Origin of the sequence: Micromonospora sp. NPDC049081, from assembly GCF_040648835.1 — a bacterium.
GTDB classification, from domain to species: Bacteria; Actinomycetota; Actinomycetes; order Mycobacteriales; family Micromonosporaceae; genus Micromonospora; species Micromonospora antibiotica.
On record NZ_JBEZEK010000013.1, the window covers coordinates 139,266 to 154,510 of the forward strand.

General features: G+C 75.8%; 14 protein-coding genes. 11 read left to right on the plus strand and 3 right to left on the minus strand.

Features of this window, described 5'->3' with window-relative positions:
• The first annotated feature begins 1,200 nt into the window (after window positions 1–1,200).
• The 10 genes from AB0B63_RS20040 (at window position 1,201) to AB0B63_RS20085 (ending at window position 10,453) form a co-directional block, all read left to right on the plus strand.
• On the plus strand, window positions 1,201–1,482 hold the full coding sequence (locus AB0B63_RS20040; protein WP_357020680.1) for a hypothetical protein: 282 nt from the start codon (window positions 1,201–1,203) through the stop codon (window positions 1,480–1,482).
• Complete coding sequence (locus tag AB0B63_RS20045) at window positions 1,482–2,351, plus strand: hypothetical protein (RefSeq protein WP_357020683.1); 870 nt, start codon at window positions 1,482–1,484, stop codon at window positions 2,349–2,351. Before AB0B63_RS20040 ends, AB0B63_RS20045 begins: the two co-directional genes overlap by 1 nt.
• Window positions 2,348–3,934 (plus strand): phage baseplate assembly protein V, encoded by a 1,587-nt coding sequence (locus tag AB0B63_RS20050; RefSeq protein WP_357020686.1) that lies wholly within the window; start codon window positions 2,348–2,350, stop codon window positions 3,932–3,934. Before AB0B63_RS20045 ends, AB0B63_RS20050 begins: the two co-directional genes overlap by 4 nt.
• Window positions 3,934–4,272, plus strand: coding sequence for a hypothetical protein (locus tag AB0B63_RS20055; protein WP_357020689.1), 339 nt, complete (start codon window positions 3,934–3,936; stop codon window positions 4,270–4,272). The genes AB0B63_RS20050 and AB0B63_RS20055 overlap by 1 nt, the downstream gene beginning before the upstream one ends.
• On the plus strand, window positions 4,269–4,775 hold the full coding sequence (locus tag AB0B63_RS20060; protein ID WP_357020692.1) for a GPW/gp25 family protein: 507 nt from the start codon (window positions 4,269–4,271) through the stop codon (window positions 4,773–4,775). Before AB0B63_RS20055 ends, AB0B63_RS20060 begins: the two co-directional genes overlap by 4 nt.
• Window positions 4,772–7,381: a putative baseplate assembly protein gene (locus AB0B63_RS20065; RefSeq protein WP_357020695.1), complete on the plus strand. Its 2,610-nt coding sequence runs from the start codon at window positions 4,772–4,774 to the stop codon at window positions 7,379–7,381. The genes AB0B63_RS20060 and AB0B63_RS20065 overlap by 4 nt, the downstream gene beginning before the upstream one ends.
• Window positions 7,362–8,105 carry a phage tail protein gene (locus AB0B63_RS20070; protein ID WP_357020698.1) on the plus strand — a complete coding sequence of 248 codons (744 nt, stop codon included), beginning with the start codon at window positions 7,362–7,364 and terminating at the stop codon, window positions 8,103–8,105. Before AB0B63_RS20065 ends, AB0B63_RS20070 begins: the two co-directional genes overlap by 20 nt.
• Entirely contained in the window at window positions 8,102–9,031 is a 930-nt protein-coding gene (locus AB0B63_RS20075; RefSeq protein ID WP_208566545.1) for a hypothetical protein, read from the plus strand. The genes AB0B63_RS20070 and AB0B63_RS20075 overlap by 4 nt, the downstream gene beginning before the upstream one ends.
• Window positions 9,028–9,483, plus strand: coding sequence for a hypothetical protein (locus AB0B63_RS20080; RefSeq protein ID WP_357020702.1), 456 nt, complete (start codon window positions 9,028–9,030; stop codon window positions 9,481–9,483). The genes AB0B63_RS20075 and AB0B63_RS20080 overlap by 4 nt, the downstream gene beginning before the upstream one ends.
• Before the next feature lie 220 nt (window positions 9,484–9,703).
• Complete coding sequence (locus tag AB0B63_RS20085; protein WP_357020705.1) at window positions 9,704–10,453, plus strand: hypothetical protein; 750 nt, start codon at window positions 9,704–9,706, stop codon at window positions 10,451–10,453.
• Window positions 10,454–10,852: 399 nt separating this feature from the next.
• Here the strand turns inward: AB0B63_RS20085 and AB0B63_RS20090 are convergent, their stop codons facing one another.
• From AB0B63_RS20090 to AB0B63_RS20100, 3 genes are all read right to left on the minus strand, one after another.
• The gene (locus AB0B63_RS20090) at window positions 10,853–11,677 is read right to left on the minus strand and encodes a sugar phosphate isomerase/epimerase family protein (RefSeq protein WP_357020708.1); all 825 of its coding nucleotides are present in this window, start codon (window positions 11,675–11,677) and stop codon (window positions 10,853–10,855) included.
• Window positions 11,678–11,757: 80 nt separating this feature from the next.
• Window positions 11,758–12,909: a dihydrodipicolinate synthase family protein gene (locus tag AB0B63_RS20095; RefSeq protein WP_357020711.1), complete on the minus strand. Its 1,152-nt coding sequence runs from the start codon at window positions 12,907–12,909 to the stop codon at window positions 11,758–11,760.
• Window positions 12,906–14,057 (minus strand): Gfo/Idh/MocA family oxidoreductase, encoded by a 1,152-nt coding sequence (locus AB0B63_RS20100; RefSeq protein WP_208566549.1) that lies wholly within the window; start codon window positions 14,055–14,057, stop codon window positions 12,906–12,908. Before AB0B63_RS20100 ends, AB0B63_RS20095 begins: the two co-directional genes overlap by 4 nt.
• Before the next feature lie 155 nt (window positions 14,058–14,212).
• Here AB0B63_RS20100 and AB0B63_RS20105 point away from each other — a divergent pair, with 155 nt between their 5' ends.
• Entirely contained in the window at window positions 14,213–15,229 is a 1,017-nt protein-coding gene (locus tag AB0B63_RS20105; protein WP_208566815.1) for a LacI family DNA-binding transcriptional regulator, read from the plus strand.
• Window positions 15,230–15,245: the final 16 nt, after the last annotated feature.

Here is a 15,245-nt window from a genome sequence, read left to right on the forward strand (position 1 = left end):
GCAGCCCTCCCGGGGGTACCCGGCCGGTCCGCCCCGGCAGCCGCCGGGCACCCTGCGCACCCCTCCCGGCCCGGCTCGCCGCCGGTCGACCGGCCACCCGCGCCGACCAGGCCGACCGGAGCCACCGGGCCCGACGACCGCTACGGAACCACCGGGCCCGACGGAACCACCGGGCGCGACGGCCCACCGGTCGCAGCCGGCCCGACCGCCCCCGCCCGGACGGGGGTCGACCAGCCGGCCACCGGCCGGCCGGGGTGGCGGACCGCGCAGCCGACGCCACGGTCGTACCCGACGGCTCCGGACCGCCGCGAACCGACGGCGACGGCCCGCCCCGGCCGCGTGGGTTCGCTCTGGACCCGACTGCGTGGGGCGGCCGGGTCCGGCTGGCCCCACCGGTCGGCCAGACCCGGCGGGTCAGGACCGGCCGGTCCGGCCGGGGCCGGGCAGCGCCCTGGACCGGGGCCGGCCGGGCGGCCTGCCGCAGCGGGCCCGCCGGTCGTCCCGGCGGGTCCGGGCTTCGCGCCGCCGCCCGACGGCCCACCGCAGCCGGGCCCCGGCGGAACCCGGGAAACGGTCCCCAACCGGGCCGGCGGGACGAGCCCCGACGGTACCCGGTGGGGCGGCCCCGGCGGAGCACCGGGGGCGGGTGCCGCCGCCACGCCGGGGACGGGTGCCGCCGAGCCGGAGACGGGTGCCGTCGGGACGGTGCCGCCGGGACGCCCCGGGCCGTCAGGTGGCCGACCACCATGGATGGTGGACCCGGGCGGCCCGACGGACACCGGCCCGGGCCCGCGGACGCCCGGCGGCCCGGCCGGTTCCCCGGCGACCGGACCCGGCGCGCGGATCGACGGGCCCGGCGGAAGTACCGGCCCCGTCGGCGGTGACGCCGCCGGTCCCCACCCGGCCGGGCCGGCGGACGGCCGCGCCGCCGCTGCGGCGACCCGGCGATCGGGCGCGACACCCCCGGTGCTGCGGATCGCCCCCGACCCGACGACCCACCCCGGCGGCGCCCCGCCGGGACTGACGTCCGGACGGGGACCGACCGACCCCACATCCCCCGACGCGGACGACAGATGGCGGGCCGGTGGGCGCGGCGGGTGGCGGGCCCGCGCGGATGACGGGTGGCGGCGCGGCGGGCCGCCACCGCCGGGGCGGGACGCCGGCAGCGGCCGTCCGCCCCGGTCCGCCGACGATCTCCGGATGGACGACGGGAGCCGCTGGCCGACCGGCGAGCCGACCCCGGCCGGCGACCCGTGGCCGGCCCTGCCCGACGAGCCCACCGTCCCGGCCGGCACGGTCCCGGCGACCGGTGCGCGGGACACCTGTCGCAGCGGCGGGACGCCGTGGGCGGGCGTACCGGCGGGGGCGGTGGCCGGTCCGTGGCCGGCGCTGCCCGACGACGGCGGATCGCGTACGCCGCTGGTGGCCGGGCTCGACGACGTCCGGTACGGCCGGCTCGATGCCGAACAGCGGGGGTGGTGATGGAACGGGTGGCGTTCCTGGTCGACGAGTCCGGGGTCCGGATCGACTGCCTGCTCAACCCGCAGACCGTGCAGGTCACCCGGGTCGCCGGGGTACGCCCCCGGGGCAGCGCGGACGGGCAGCTCACCGGCGTCGGGCTGGCCGACGACCCGCTGGTCTTCACCGGCGGCGGACGCACGGAACTCGTGCTGGACCTGCTCTTCGACACCGACCTGGTGGAGGGACCGACCCCGCCCGAGGACGTCCGGACGCTGACCCGGCCGCTGTGGATGCTGGCCGAGAACTCGGCCGTGGCGCACGGCTGGCAGCGTCCACCGCTGGTCCGGCTGGTCTGGGGCAAGACGTGGAACGTGCCCGGGGTGGTGGTGGCCGTCGCCGAACGGTTCGACGTGTTCACCCGCACCGGCTCACCGCGCCGCTCCTGGCTGCGGTTGAAGCTGCTGCGGGTGGCCGAGTCGGCCGACGAGGCGCAGCAGGGCTTCGCCGAGGAGCTGGCCGCCGCGTCGACCCCCGCCGTCGGGGTGGGTCAGGCGGTGGTGGCCACCGGGGACGGATCGGCCGCGCCCGGCTACTCCGGTGTCCGCTTCGACCTGCTCGCCCACGACGCGCTCGGTTCGCCGCTGCGCTGGCGGTTGCTCGCCGAACACAACCGGATCACCGACCCGTTCACCGTGCCGGCCGGCACCGCCCTCGCCGTACCCCCGCCGACCGGCACCACCATCGGCACCGGCCCCACCACCGGCACCGGCGCGGTGGCCGCCCTGGGCCTGCTGACCGACGGGGGCCTGCTGGCCGGCACGGGACCGTGGCCCGGCGGGGACCTGTTCGCCGGCCCGGGTCCGGCCGGCCCCGACGGAGGTGTCCGGTGAGCGCCCGGCCGTCGCTCCTCCTCGACGGGGTGCCCCTGGACGGGACACCGGCCCGCCGCCTCCGTTCGGTACGGGTGGCCGCCCGGCTCGACCAGCCCACCCAGTGCGAGGTGGTGTACGCGGCCGACCCCGGCCCGGCCGCGCGGGGTCCCGGCCCCGGCCCCGCGGTGCCGACCGGCGCCACCCTCGACGTCCGGCTCGCCGGGGAACGGCTGTTCACCGGCGAGGTCACCTGCGTCGAGGTGGAGTACGCGGCCGACGGCACCGCCCTGTTCCGGTTGCGCGGCTACGATCTGCTGCACCGGCTGCGCAAGCGGCAGCAGCTGCGGGTCTTCGAGGCGGTCACCGCCGCCGACCTGGCCCGTGAGCTGTGTGCCGAGGTGGGGCTCGACGTCGACGCCGACGACGACGGGCCACGCCTGGAGCGGCTGCTCCAACACCGGCACAGCGATCTGGAGCTGCTGTTGGAGGTGGCCGGCCGGGCCGGCCTGCACCTGGCCGCCGACGGTGACCGGGTCCGCCTGGTCACCCTGGACGGGCACGGTGAGCCGCTGCCGTTGGCGCTGGGCCGGACGCTGCACTCGGTGCGGTTGGCCACCAACCTGGACCGGGCCGCCGGCGGCAGCGCCGCCCTGGGCTGGCACCCGCAGCGGGCCGAGCCGCTCGGTCAGCAGGTCGACACCGCGCGGACCGGTCGACGGGTGCCGCTGCGGCCCGACCCGGCGGTGGTCGGTGCGGACGGCGTACGGACCCTGGTGGACCAGCCCGGTCGCAGCGACGACGAGTTGGCCGCGCTCGCCCAGGCCGGGCTGGACGCCCGGGTCGCCGCACTGGTCACCGCCGAGGGGGTGGCCGAGGGGGACCCGGCGTTGCGACCCGGTCGGCGGATCACGCTGACCGGGGTGGCCGAGGATCTGTCCGGGGCGTACGTGCTCACCGAGGTGGTGCACACCATCGACGGCACCGGCCACCGCACCTGGTTCTCCACCGCCCCGCCGCCCTCCCCGACGCGCGTCCCGGCCGGCGGGGCGGTGGTCACCCTCGGTGTGGTCACCTCCGTCGACGACCCGGACCAGCGCGGCCGGGTACGGGTGCGGCTGCCCGGCTACGGGGACCTGGACGCGGGCTGGCTGGCGGTGCTCTGTCCGGGGGCGGGACGGGACAAGGGCATCGTGGCGCTGCCCGACCCGGACGACACCGTGCTGTTGGCGTTGCCCGGCGGTGAACCGGTCTCCGGGGTGGTGCTGGGCTCGCTGTTCGGCGTCGTCGCGCCGTACGACACGGGGGTCGCCGACGGGCGCGCGGGCCGCTGGTCGGTGCGGACCGGCAGCGGTCAGACCATCGTGGTCGACGACGCCGCGCGGACGGTGCGGCTGGCCACCGACGCCGGCAGCTTTCTGGAGCTGACCCCCGAGCTGACCACCCTGCACGCCGCGACCGACCTGGTGCTCTCCGCGCCGGGCCGGGCGATGGTGGTACGGGCCCGCAGCGTCGACTTCCTGCACGCCGACACGACCGAGGACGCGGCGACCGCCCGGCAACAGGCCGGCGCGCTGGCCCGCGCCCACTCCGGAGGTGGCTGATGCGTTGGATCCACCTGAACTCGCTGGTCGCCTGCGACCACGACGGCCGGGTCACCAACCGGGCGTCACAGCACTGGCTGACCGTCGCCGGGGTCCCGGTGCTGGTCGACGCCGACCCCGAGGGGCGCGACATCGTGGCCTGCCCCAACTACGGGCCGACGGTCAAACCCTGCGCGAAGACCCTCGCGGTGCGGGTCGGCTACAGCGACTGGCTGCGGGTCGACGGGCACCGGGTCGTGCTGTCGCACCTGGACGGCTTCACCGACGGCACCCCGCCGGGCCTGGTCCACCACACGGTCCACGACCCCCGGCAGCGTCTGGTGGAGGCCGACCGGTGAGGGCGTTGCGGTTCGTCGGGGCCGGCTTCGACGCCGGCCGCACCGGTGGCCTGGCGACGACCGCGACCGGCGGGCTCGCCGTGACCGAGGGCGACGAGACGGTACGCCAGGCGTTGTACCTGCTGCTGTCCACCACGCCGGGCGAGCGGCTGATGCGCCCCGGGTACGGCTCCCGGCTGCACCGGTTGGTCTTCGCCCCCAACGACGACACCACCGCGGGACTGGCCATCCACTACGTCCGGCAGGCGATCCGCCGGTGGGAACCCCGGGTCGAGGTGATCGACGTGGATGCCGGCCCCGATCCGGACGACCCGTGGCGGCTGGTGATCCGGCTGGACTACCGGGTCCGGGCCAGCCTCTCCCCCGGCCAACTGGTCTTCTCCGTCGACCTGCTCCCCGACGACACCGACCCGGCCGGTGGCCCGACCACCGCCGGGGACCGGGCCGCCCGGCGTCCGGCGTCCGGCACCGACCGCCCTGCCGCCGAGGGGGACCCGTCATGACGCTGCCCGTGCCGCACCTCGACGACCGCACCTTCCTCGATCTGGTCACCGAGGCCCGGGAGCGGATCCGGCAGTCCTGCCCCGGCTGGACCGACCTGTCCGCGCACGATCCGGGCATCGCGCTGGTGGAGGCGTTCGCGCACCTCACCGAAGTGATGATCTTCCGGTTGAACCAGTTGCCGGACAAGGCGTACGTGCAGTTCCTCAACCTGCTCGGGGTGACCCGGCACGCGCCCACGGCAGCCTGGGCCGACGTGCGTCTCGTGCGTACCGGCGGCGACCGGGCGGCGGTGCGGATCCCGGCGGGCACCCGGATCGCGGCGGCCCGGGGCGCCGACCCGAAACCGGTCGTCTTCGTCACCACCGAGCCGGCGCTGCTGCCCGAGGGGGCCGCCGAGGTGACCGTGCGCACCCACCACTGCGACATCGTCGACGCGGAACTGCTCGGCGTCGGCACCGGCCAGCCGGGGCAGGTGCTACGGGCCGCCCGGGCGCCGTTGGCACGCACCGCCGAGGCGTGGGACCTGCTGCTCGGGGTGGAGGTAGCGGCCGGCGCGGTGGAGCTGGGCGCGGCGGCCCGGGAGCACGAGGGCACCCCGTACGAGCTGTGGCGGCCGGTGGACAGCTTCGCCGGGGTCGGCCCGCAGGCGAGGGTCTACCTGGTGGACCGCTGCTCCGGGGTGGTCACCTTCGCCCCGGCGCTGGACCTGCGCCCGGCCGGTGCGGGGCCGGGCGGCGGGCCGGTGACGGTCGCGGCGGTCCCGCCGGCCGGCGCCCGGATCCGACTCTGGTACCGGGCCGGTGGTGGCCGGGCCGGCAACGTCGCCGCCGGCACCCTGACCAACCTGCGGGACCCCCTGCCCGGGGTACGCGCGGAGAACCCCGGGCCGGCCAGCGGCGGGCGGGACCTGGAGACGCTCGACTCGGCGCTGGTCCGAGGCCCGTACGAGTTCTTCGCCCAGCAACGCGCGGTCACCGCCCGGGACTTCGAGATCCTCGCCGCCGGCTCCGGCGGGGTGTCCCGGGCCCGGGCGTTCACCCGGTCGGCGGTGTACAGCTTCGCCCGCCCCGGTGAGGTCGAGGTGGTGCTGGTGCCGTACGTGCCGGACGAGGCCCGACCGGGCGGCCGGCTGCCGGTGTCGGTGCTGCGCGCGCACGAGGTGGAGGAATCCCGCCGCCGGGTGGAGGCGGACCTGGACCGGCGGCGGGCGTTGGGCACCAGCTGCCGGGCCGGCTGGGCCCGCTACAAGGCGGTGTCGATCCGGGCCCGGGTGGTGGTCCGCCGCGAGGAGGACGCGGAGGCGGTCCGCCGGCGGATCCACGACCGGCTGCACCAGACGCTCAGCCCGCTGCCCACCGGGCTCAATCCGACCGGTTGGGCGTTCGGCGAACCGCTGCGCGCCTCCAACGTGTACCGGATGCTGGAGCACGCCGAGCCGGGGGTGCGCTACGTCGAGTCGGTCCGGTTCGTGGTGGACGAGGCCCCCGACGCGCAGGTCCGTGCCCTCGCCGTCGACCAGTACCAGGCCCGCACCTGGTACGCCGGCCGGGGACCGGTGCTGTTCCGCTCGTCCAACGCCGGGGTCGGCTGGGAGCCGGCCGGCCGGTTCGACGACGACGAGACGGTCGTCCGGGTCGCCCCCGCCCCGGCCCCGGTACGTCCCGGCGTGGTGGCCCGCCCCGGCGCGGTGGCGGTGGTCACCGCCCGGGCGGCGGGTGGGTCCCGGGTGCACCTGAGCACCGACCTCGGCGAGACCTGGTCCCCGCTGACCGGTCTGGACTCGCGGATCACCGACCTGGCCTGGATCGACCGGGACGGCGCGGGCGCGCTCCTGCTGGCCACCGACACCGGCCTGTACGAGGTCTCGCTGCTGCCCGGGGCGGTGCCGTTGCAGATCCTGGTCGACCCGGCCGACGCCGACCGGGGCTTCTACGCCGTCCGGTCCTTCGTCTCCGAGCGGGGTGCGCCGGGCGTGGCGGTCGCCGCACAGGCCAGTTTCGGGGTCTACCTGTCCACCGCCGGTGGTCGCCCCGGCAGCTTCACCCACGTCGGGCTGGCCAACGTGGACAACCGCGTCCTCGCCGTGCAGTACGACGGCCCGGCCACCCTGCTGTGGGCCGGCGCGGGCGAACCCGACCCGAAGAAGCCGGGCCAGGGCTGCCACCGCACCCGGCTGTTCGAATCCGACGTGAAGTGGCAGCAGGTGCAGGCCGGTTGGGTCGGCGGCACCTGCCGGGCCCTCGCCTTCGTCGGCACCCTGGCGGTCGCCGCCACGCAGAGCGGCGGGGTGGTCCGGCTGGACACCCTGGCCGCGCAGGCGCAGTGGCAGCCGGTGACGGTCAACTGCGGCCTGCCGCTGCGGGACCGGACCCGGTTCGTGCCGGTGGACGCGATCGCCGGCACCGCGGCCGGGCCGGGCGGCACCGGGCGGCTGATCCTCGCCGGTGGCGAACGCGGGGTGCACCGCAGCACCGACGCCGTCGACTGGACGGCCAGCGCCAACCAGGCCACCGCCGACGTGGTGACCGTCCCCGACACCTGGCTGCTCTGCTCCGGCGAGCACGACATCGAGGTGGTGGGGCACGATGCGCCGGGCGGCGATTGAGCGGCTGCTGCCGGCGGCCTACCAGCGGGCCGCCGGACCGGGCAGTGTGCTGGGCGCCCTGCTGGACGTGATGGAGGCGCTGCACGCCCCGGACGAGGCGCTGCTCGCCGAGGTGGACGCGCTGTTCGCCCCGTACCGCACGCCGGACGGGTTCGCCGGTTACCTGACCCGCTGGGTGGCGATGGACCACGTACTCGGTCCACCCCGGCCGGACGCCCCACCGGCGTTGCCCGTCGGGCGGCTGCGGGACCTGGTCGCGCACGGTGCGCTGCTGGCCCGCTGGCGGGGCACCCCGTACGGGATGCGGACCGCGTTGGAGCTGGCCACCGGGGTCACCGGTTTCGTCCTCGACGAACCGGTCGACCGGCCGTTCCACCTGGTGGTCCGGGTGCCACCGCAGGCAGCCGGACTGCTGACCGTGGTCACCCGGATCGTCGAGGCGGAGAAGCCGGCGGCGGTGACCGCCGAGGTCGTCCTCGCCGACGATCCACCTGCCGACGCCGAGTTCGGGCCCGGTGCGTCCGGTGGCGCGTCCGGGGTCCGTCCGTCCGGTGGCGGGTCCGGGGTCGGTCCGCCCGGTGGCGCGTCCGGCGTCGGTCCGCCCGGTGGCGGGTCCGGGGTCGACGGCGGGCCGGTGCCGCGCGGGCCGGCGGTCGGCCGCGCCCCTGTCCCCGCCCCGGGTTCCGTTCCCCCGCCCGGACCGTCGTCTGAGGAGCCGTCATGACCACCGAATGGGCCGTCGTCGCCGCCGCCGAACAGTTCACCCTCGACCCGGCCAACCGGGGCGAGCTGACCTTCACCGTCTCCAACCCGGGTGTCGCGCCGGACACCGTGGTCTTCGACGTCGCACCGGGCGACGGCAGCCAGCGGACCTGGTTCACGGTGGCCGAGCCGCAACGGGTGGTGCCGGGGCAGAACTCGGTGTCGTTCCTGGTCCGCCTGGTGGTCCCGGCCGGCACCGCACCCCGGCGGTACGACATGACCGGCTTCGCGTACTCGGCGAACACCGCGCCGGAGGAGAGTTCCCGCTCCAGCGGCCGGGTGACGTACGAGGTCAGGGCGGTCGCCCCGCCGAAGCGGACACCGTGGCCGTGGATCGCGGCGGCGGTGGCGCTGGTGGTGCTGGTCGGCGCGGTGGTCGGTTACCTGCTGACCCGCCCGGACGACGCGCCGGCACCGGCCGCACCGCAGGTGGTCGCGGTGGAGGCCGAGGCCCTGCTCGCCGGGGCGAAGACGGAGTCACCGGCGGGGGCCGCGGTGAAGGTGGTCACCCAGCCCGACTGTTGCGGGATCGCCTGGTCCGGTGGCGGGCAGCTGTTCTTCCAGGGATTGGCGGTGGGTGACCGGGTGAGTCTCACCGTCACCCTGCCGACCGATGCCACCTGGTCGTTCGCCGCGTCCCGGACCACCTCCGCCGACTACGCCAACACCATCTGGCAGCTCGACGGCGTGCAGTTGGGCGGCACCTTCCTCGGCTTCTCGAAGCTGCCGGCGCTGCGGGCCGTCGAGGACGTCGGCACGGTCCGGCTGGGCCGGGGCCCGCACACCCTCACCCTGATCGCCGTCGGCAGGACGCAGGGCACCGAACGGTACTTCGCCGGGGTGGACCTGATCCGGTTCACCGAGCTGCCCGGGGCGGGCACGCCGTGACCGGTCGACAGAGGCTGCTGCTGGTGGCGGTGGCGGTGCTGCTGGTGGCCGCCTTCGTCACCGCGGTCGGGGTGGGCCGCGCCGACCGGGGCGACCCGGCCGACGCCGGTGCACTGGGCTGGCTGGGCCGGCTCGGCGGGGGCGGCAGCGCACTCGACCCGGCGACGGTCCGGGCCGACTGTGACCGTACCGGCGACGTGCTGACCTTCGTCGGTGGGTGCGTGCTGCGGGTGGCCGACCCGGGCCCGCTGCGCACCCTGGTCCTGCGCAGCGCGGCGGCCTTCACGGTCACCGCCCCCGCGCCCGGCGACGCCGACCTGACCGTACGCGACGACGTCACGCCCGCCGACGGAGACGGGGCCGTCGCGAAGATCGCCGTCGACCGGGCCACCGAGGTCGACCTGGGCTGCCCGGGAGGTGCCTCGTGCACGGTCACCATCGCCACCTCGTGACCCGGCACCCGTCCGGGCCCGGAATGGGCCGCACCGAGCCGGACCGGACCGGGACAGCCCACCGGGGTAGGCCGGGCCGGCCAGGACTGGAGCGGGCTGGACCGGGCCGGCCGGGCCGCGCCGGAGCGGGGCGGGCGGGCGGGGCGGGTGAACTGGGCTGGCCCGGGGTGGGTCCGGCCGGGGATGGGCGGGGCGGTGTCGGAGCGGAGGGAGGCCGGGTGTGGGCGAGTTACGCAAGCCGTTCCTGCTGTTGGCGCTGCTGGCGGTGGCGCTGGTGGTGGGATTGGAACTGGGGTCGTCGCTGCTCACCGGCGGCGGCGAGGCGGGTGGGGCGCTGCTGACCAGCGCCCGGGACCTGGGCGTGGATGTCGGCGACGTGGGCGGGATCAGTGAGCCCTCCGGGCGGGGCACCGGCTACCTGACGCTGATCGACATGGTGGCCTTGTGGACGACCGGGCTGTTCTGCCTCAGCCTGGTGCTCTCCGACCGGGTGCAGGGGCGGGTGCAGGGGGTGGCCACCCTGGTCTTCTCGATCCTGATGCTCCTAGCCTCGCTGGTGCTGCTGGTGATCGCCTTCGTCGAGTTGACGGTGATGGTGTCGCTCTTCCTGGCCGTGCCCTTCGGCACCCTGGCCTACCTGGCGCTGTGGGGGTTCTTCCCGGTCGGCGAGGCCAGCCTGCTGCTCGGTCTGGTGCTGCTGTTGAAACTGGTCTGGGGTGGGCTGCTGCTGCTCGCCCAGCCCCGGTTCCTCCAGAACAAGGGGTTGGTCCTGCTGGTGCTGACCACCCTGGTATGCACGGTCGTGCTGGAGTTCCTGCACCGGCTGGTGCCGGTGATCCTGGTCAGCATTCTCGACGACGTCGGGGCCCTGGTCTTCGCGGTCGTGGCCATCGTCTGGGGCCTGGTGCTGTTGATCGGCTCCATCCCCGCCATCGTCAAGGCCGTCCGCGTCACCGCCACCGTCCGATGACCCGACCGGTCGGCAGGGGATCGGTCGGCCATCGCCGGTCCGGCGGGGATCGGTCGGCGCGCTGCGGGTCAGTGGGAAAGTCGCCCATCGTGGCGAGACGGCGGCGGGGCATGGCAAGGCCCGGACCGGTATGCCTGTCCGTCATATTCATGCCGCAGAGGCATGCCGCTCCCTGAGGGAAACCACCTACCTTCCACTACTCTGCGTGAAGCCGATTCGCCCCGGCCGAAGCTCAGGCGCCTGCACGTCCCAGGCAACCCCGACCGACCATGACCGACGGACCGACCGACGGACCGGCCGGCCGGCCGGCGGACCCGGCGGACCCGGCGGACCCGGCGGCCAGCATCGCCCGCCACCGTGGCAGGGCGGACGTGCCCACCAGGCCCGGCTCCGATCGGGTCAGGACACGTGGGCCCGGTAGGCGTCGATGGTCGCGGCGAGGATCTCCGGGCCGGGTCGGGACCAGAGCGCCGCCTGGAACACCTCGACCTCGACCGGCCCGGTGTACCCGGCGGCGTCGACCGCCGCACGCAGCCGGCGCAGCTCCACACAGCCTTCCCCGGGCAGCGCCCGACCGAGCAGTACGCCCTCCGGCAGCGGGGTGACCCAGTCCGCCGCCTGGAACGCGGCGATCCGGTCGCCGGCCCGGGCGATCTGCGCGTACACCGTGTCGTCCCACCACACGTGGTAGGTGTCGACCACCACCCCGACCACCGCCGGGTCGAACCGTTCGGCGATGTCGAGCGCCTGGCCGAGGGTGGCGATCACACACCGGTCGGCGCTGAACATCGGGTGCAGCGGTTCGATGGCCAGCCGTACCCCGGCCGCCGCCGCCTCGTCGGCCAGGGCGGCGACGGCGTCGGCGACCTTCCGGCGGGCCCCGTCGACGTCCCGGCTGCCGGGCGGCAGCCCACCGGAGACCAGCACCAGTTCGCGGGTGCCGAGGGTGGCCGCCTCCTCGATGGCCCGCCGGTTCTCGTCCCACCAGTCCGGGGCGGTGAAGAACCCGCCCCGGCACAGCGAGGTGACGGTCAGCCCGGCGTCCCGGACCAGCCGGGCCGCCCGCTCGACGCCGAATTCCTGGACGGGTTCGCGCCACAGGCCGATGCCGGGCACCCCGGCCGCCGCGCAGCCGGCGACCGCTGCGGCCAGCGGCCAGTGCTGGGCGGTGGCCTGGTTGAACGAGAACCGTTCCAACCCGGCCGCCACGCCACCACCAGGCACCGCACCACCGCCAGGCAGCGCACCACCGCCAGGCAGCACACCACCGCCAGGCACCGCACCACCACCGGCCGCCGCCCCGGTCACTGGGTCACCCCGGCCACGGTGAAGTACGCCCGCGCCCGCGCGGCGGCCAGCTCCGCGTCGGGCAGCAGGCCGGCATCGTCGGCGAGGACGAGCAGCCGGGCCAGGTGCGCCGGGGACCGGCCGGACTGCTGCCCGGCCAGCATGGTGAAGTGCTCCTGGTGCCCGGCCAGCCAGGCGAGGAACACGATGCCGGTCTTGTAGAACCAGGTCGGCGCGGCGAACAGGTGCCGGGCCAGCGGCAGGGTCGGGGCGAACACCGCGTCGTACCGGCCCAGGTCACCGGCGTCGAGGGCGGCGAGCGCGGCGGCGGCGGCCGGCGCGATGGCGGCGAAGACGCCGAGCAGCGCGTCGGAGTGACCCTGCGCGTCGCCCCGGATCAGCTCCGGGTAGTGGAAGTCGTCGCCGGTGTAGAGGCGTACCCCGGCGGGCAGGCGACGGCGCAGTGCGACCTCCCGGTCGGCGTCGAGCAGGGACACCTTGATCCCGTCGACCTTCCCCTGGTGCTGCTTGATCAGGTGCAGCACCGTCTCGGTGGCCTCGTCGAGGTCGGTCGAGCCCCAGTAGCCGGCCAGCGCCGGGTCGAAAGTGTCGCCCAGCCAGTGCAGCACCACCGGTTGGTCGGCGGCGGTGAGCAGCTCGTCGTACACCCGTAGGTAGTCGTCGGGGCCGGTGGCGGCGGCGGCCAGGTGACGGCTGCACATCAGCACCGGGCGGGCGTCGGCGGCGGTGACGTCGGCGAGTTGCTCGGCGTACGCCCGGGTCACCTGGGGCACCGTGGCCGGGCCGGGTGGGAGCTGGTCGGTGGCGACCCCGGCGACGATCCGGCCGCCGACCGCGCGGGCCTCGGCGGCGCTGCGCCGGATCAGCTCCCGGGTGGCCGGGTGGTCCAGGCCCGCGCCGCGCTGTGCGGTGTCCATCGCCTCGGCCACCCCCAGCCCGTACGACCAGAGGTGGTGCCGGAAGGCGAGGGTGCGGTCCCAGTCGACGGCGGCCGGGGCGCCCGGCACGTTCTCCGCGCGCGGGTCGGCGACGACGTGCGCCGCGGCGTACGCCACCCGGCTGGTGGACGGGCCGGTGGGCCGGGCGTGGCCCGCGCCCCCGCGCAGCCGGTGGGTGCCGCCGTCGGGCAGCCGGACGACGGCGGTCACCGGGACAGCTCCGGCACCTCGACGCGGCGGCCCTCCCGCGCGGAGCGCAGCCCCAGCTCGGCCAGTTGCACCCCGCGCGCCCCGGCCAGGAAGTCCCAGGCGAACGGGGAGCCGGTGACGACGTGCCGCAGGAACGCCTCCCACTGCACCTTGAACCCGTTGTCGAACTCCTCGTTGTCGGGCACCTCGGTCCACTGGGCGCGGAAGTCCTCGGTGGCGGGCAGGTCGGGGTTCCACACCGGTTTGGGGGTGACCGCCCGGTGCTGGACCCGGCAGCGGCGCAGCCCGGCGACGGCGCTGCCCTCGGTGCCGTCGACGTGGAACTCGACCAGTTCGTCGCGGTGCACCCGGGTGGCCCAGGACGAGTTGAGCGCGGCGACGATCCCGCCGTCGAGTTCGAAGATCCCGTAGGCCGCGTCGTCGGCGGTGGCGGGGTAGGGGCGGCCGGCCTCGTCGACACGCTCGGGGATGTGGGTGGCGGCGAGGCAGGTGACCGCGCGGACCGGGGCGAACAGCTCCTCCAGCACGTACTGCCAGTGCGGGAACATGTCCATCACGATGCCGCCGCCGTCCTCGGTGCGGTAGTTCCAGGAGGGCCGCTGGGCGGGTTGCCAGTCACCCTCGAACACCCAGTAGCCGAACTCGCCGCGGATGGACAGGATGCGGCCGAAGAAACCGCCGTCGATCAGCCGGCGGAGCTTGCGCAGCCCGGGGAGGAAGAGTTTGTCCTGCACGACGCCGGTGCGGATGCCCGCGGCGTCGGCGGCCCGGACCAGTTCGAGCGCGGCGGCGCTGGACTCGGCGAGGGGCTTCTCGGTGTAGATGTGCTTGCCGGCCTCGATGGCCTGTCGGATCGCCTTCTCCCGTTGCTGGGTCACCTGGGCGTCGAAGTAGATCTCCGCGTCGTCGCGGGCGAGGGCGGCGGCGAGGTCGGTGGTCCAGTCGGTGAGGCCGTGCCGTTGCGCGACCGCCTGCAGGCGGGTCTCGTCCCGGCCGACCAGGATCGGCTCGGGCCAGATCCGGGTGCCGTCGCCCAGCGGCAGTCCACCCTGCTCACGAATCGCGAGCAGGGAACGGACGAGGTGCTGGCGGTAGCCCATCCGACCGGTGACGCCGTTGACGATGATGCCGATCGACCTTCGGGTCATGGGTCGTCCTTCCCCTGTGCACGGTACATAGGTAAGCGCTTTCCTAGCAGCCTAGGTGGCGGCCCGACCACGGGCAAGGGCCCGCCCCGACCGTTGCGGTAACCTGTCCGCTACCGCGCGGCCCGGATCGGGTCCGGACACTTTCGGGGGTGCCCATGGCGACGCTGGCCGATGTCGCCCGTCGCGCCGGGGTCTCCCCCGCCACCGCCTCCCGGGTGATCAACGGCAGCAGCAAGCCCGTCGCCGACAACCTGCGCGAACGGGTGCTGCGGGCCGTCGCCGACCTGCGCTACGTGCCGAACGCGCACGCCCAGCTGCTGGCCCGCCCGCAGCGCAGCGTGGTCGGCGTGGTGGTGCACGACGTGTCCGACCCGTACTTCGCCGAGCTGACCCGGGGGCTGCAACGGGTCGCCACCGACCACGGCCGGCTGGTCATCATCTGCAACAGCTACCGCGACCCGGAACGCGAGCTGGAGTACGTGGAGATGCTGCGCGCCCAGCAGGTCGCCGCGATCGTGCTGGCCGGTTCCGGCTACCACGACGCCACCTTCACCGCCCGGCTCGCCGAGAAGCTGGCCGCCTACGAGACGACCGGTGGCCGGGTGGCGGTGGTGGGTCGGCACGAACACCCGGGCGACGCGGTGATGCCGGCCAACACCGACGGCGGCCGGCTGCTCGGCACGGAACTGCTGCGCCGGGGGCACACCCGGATCGGGGTGGTCGCCGGCCCGCAGGTGCTGACCACGATCACCGACCGGCTCGACGGGCTGCGGGCCGCGCTCGCCGAGGGCGGCCACCCGCTGCCCGCCGAGCGCATCCGCTACGCCGACTTCGACCGCGACGGTGGCGCCCGCGCCGCCGGTGAACTGCTCGACGCCGTCCCCGGGTTGACCGCCCTGGTGGCGTTGAACGACTCTATGGCCGTCGGCGCGCTGACCCTGCTGCGCGCCCGCAACGTCGCGGTGCCCGGGCAGGTCTCGGTGGTGGGCTTCGACGACATGCCGGTCGCCGCCGACGTCACCCCGGCGCTGACCACCGTCCGGCTGCCGCTGGTGGAGCTGGGCGCGCGGGCGATGACCCTGGCCCTGGGCCCGGCGGCGGACCGGCCCCGGGTCGAGGTGCTGCCGGCCACCCTGGTCGTCCGGGACAGCCTCGGCCCCGCCCCGGACTGATCCGCCCACACCGGGC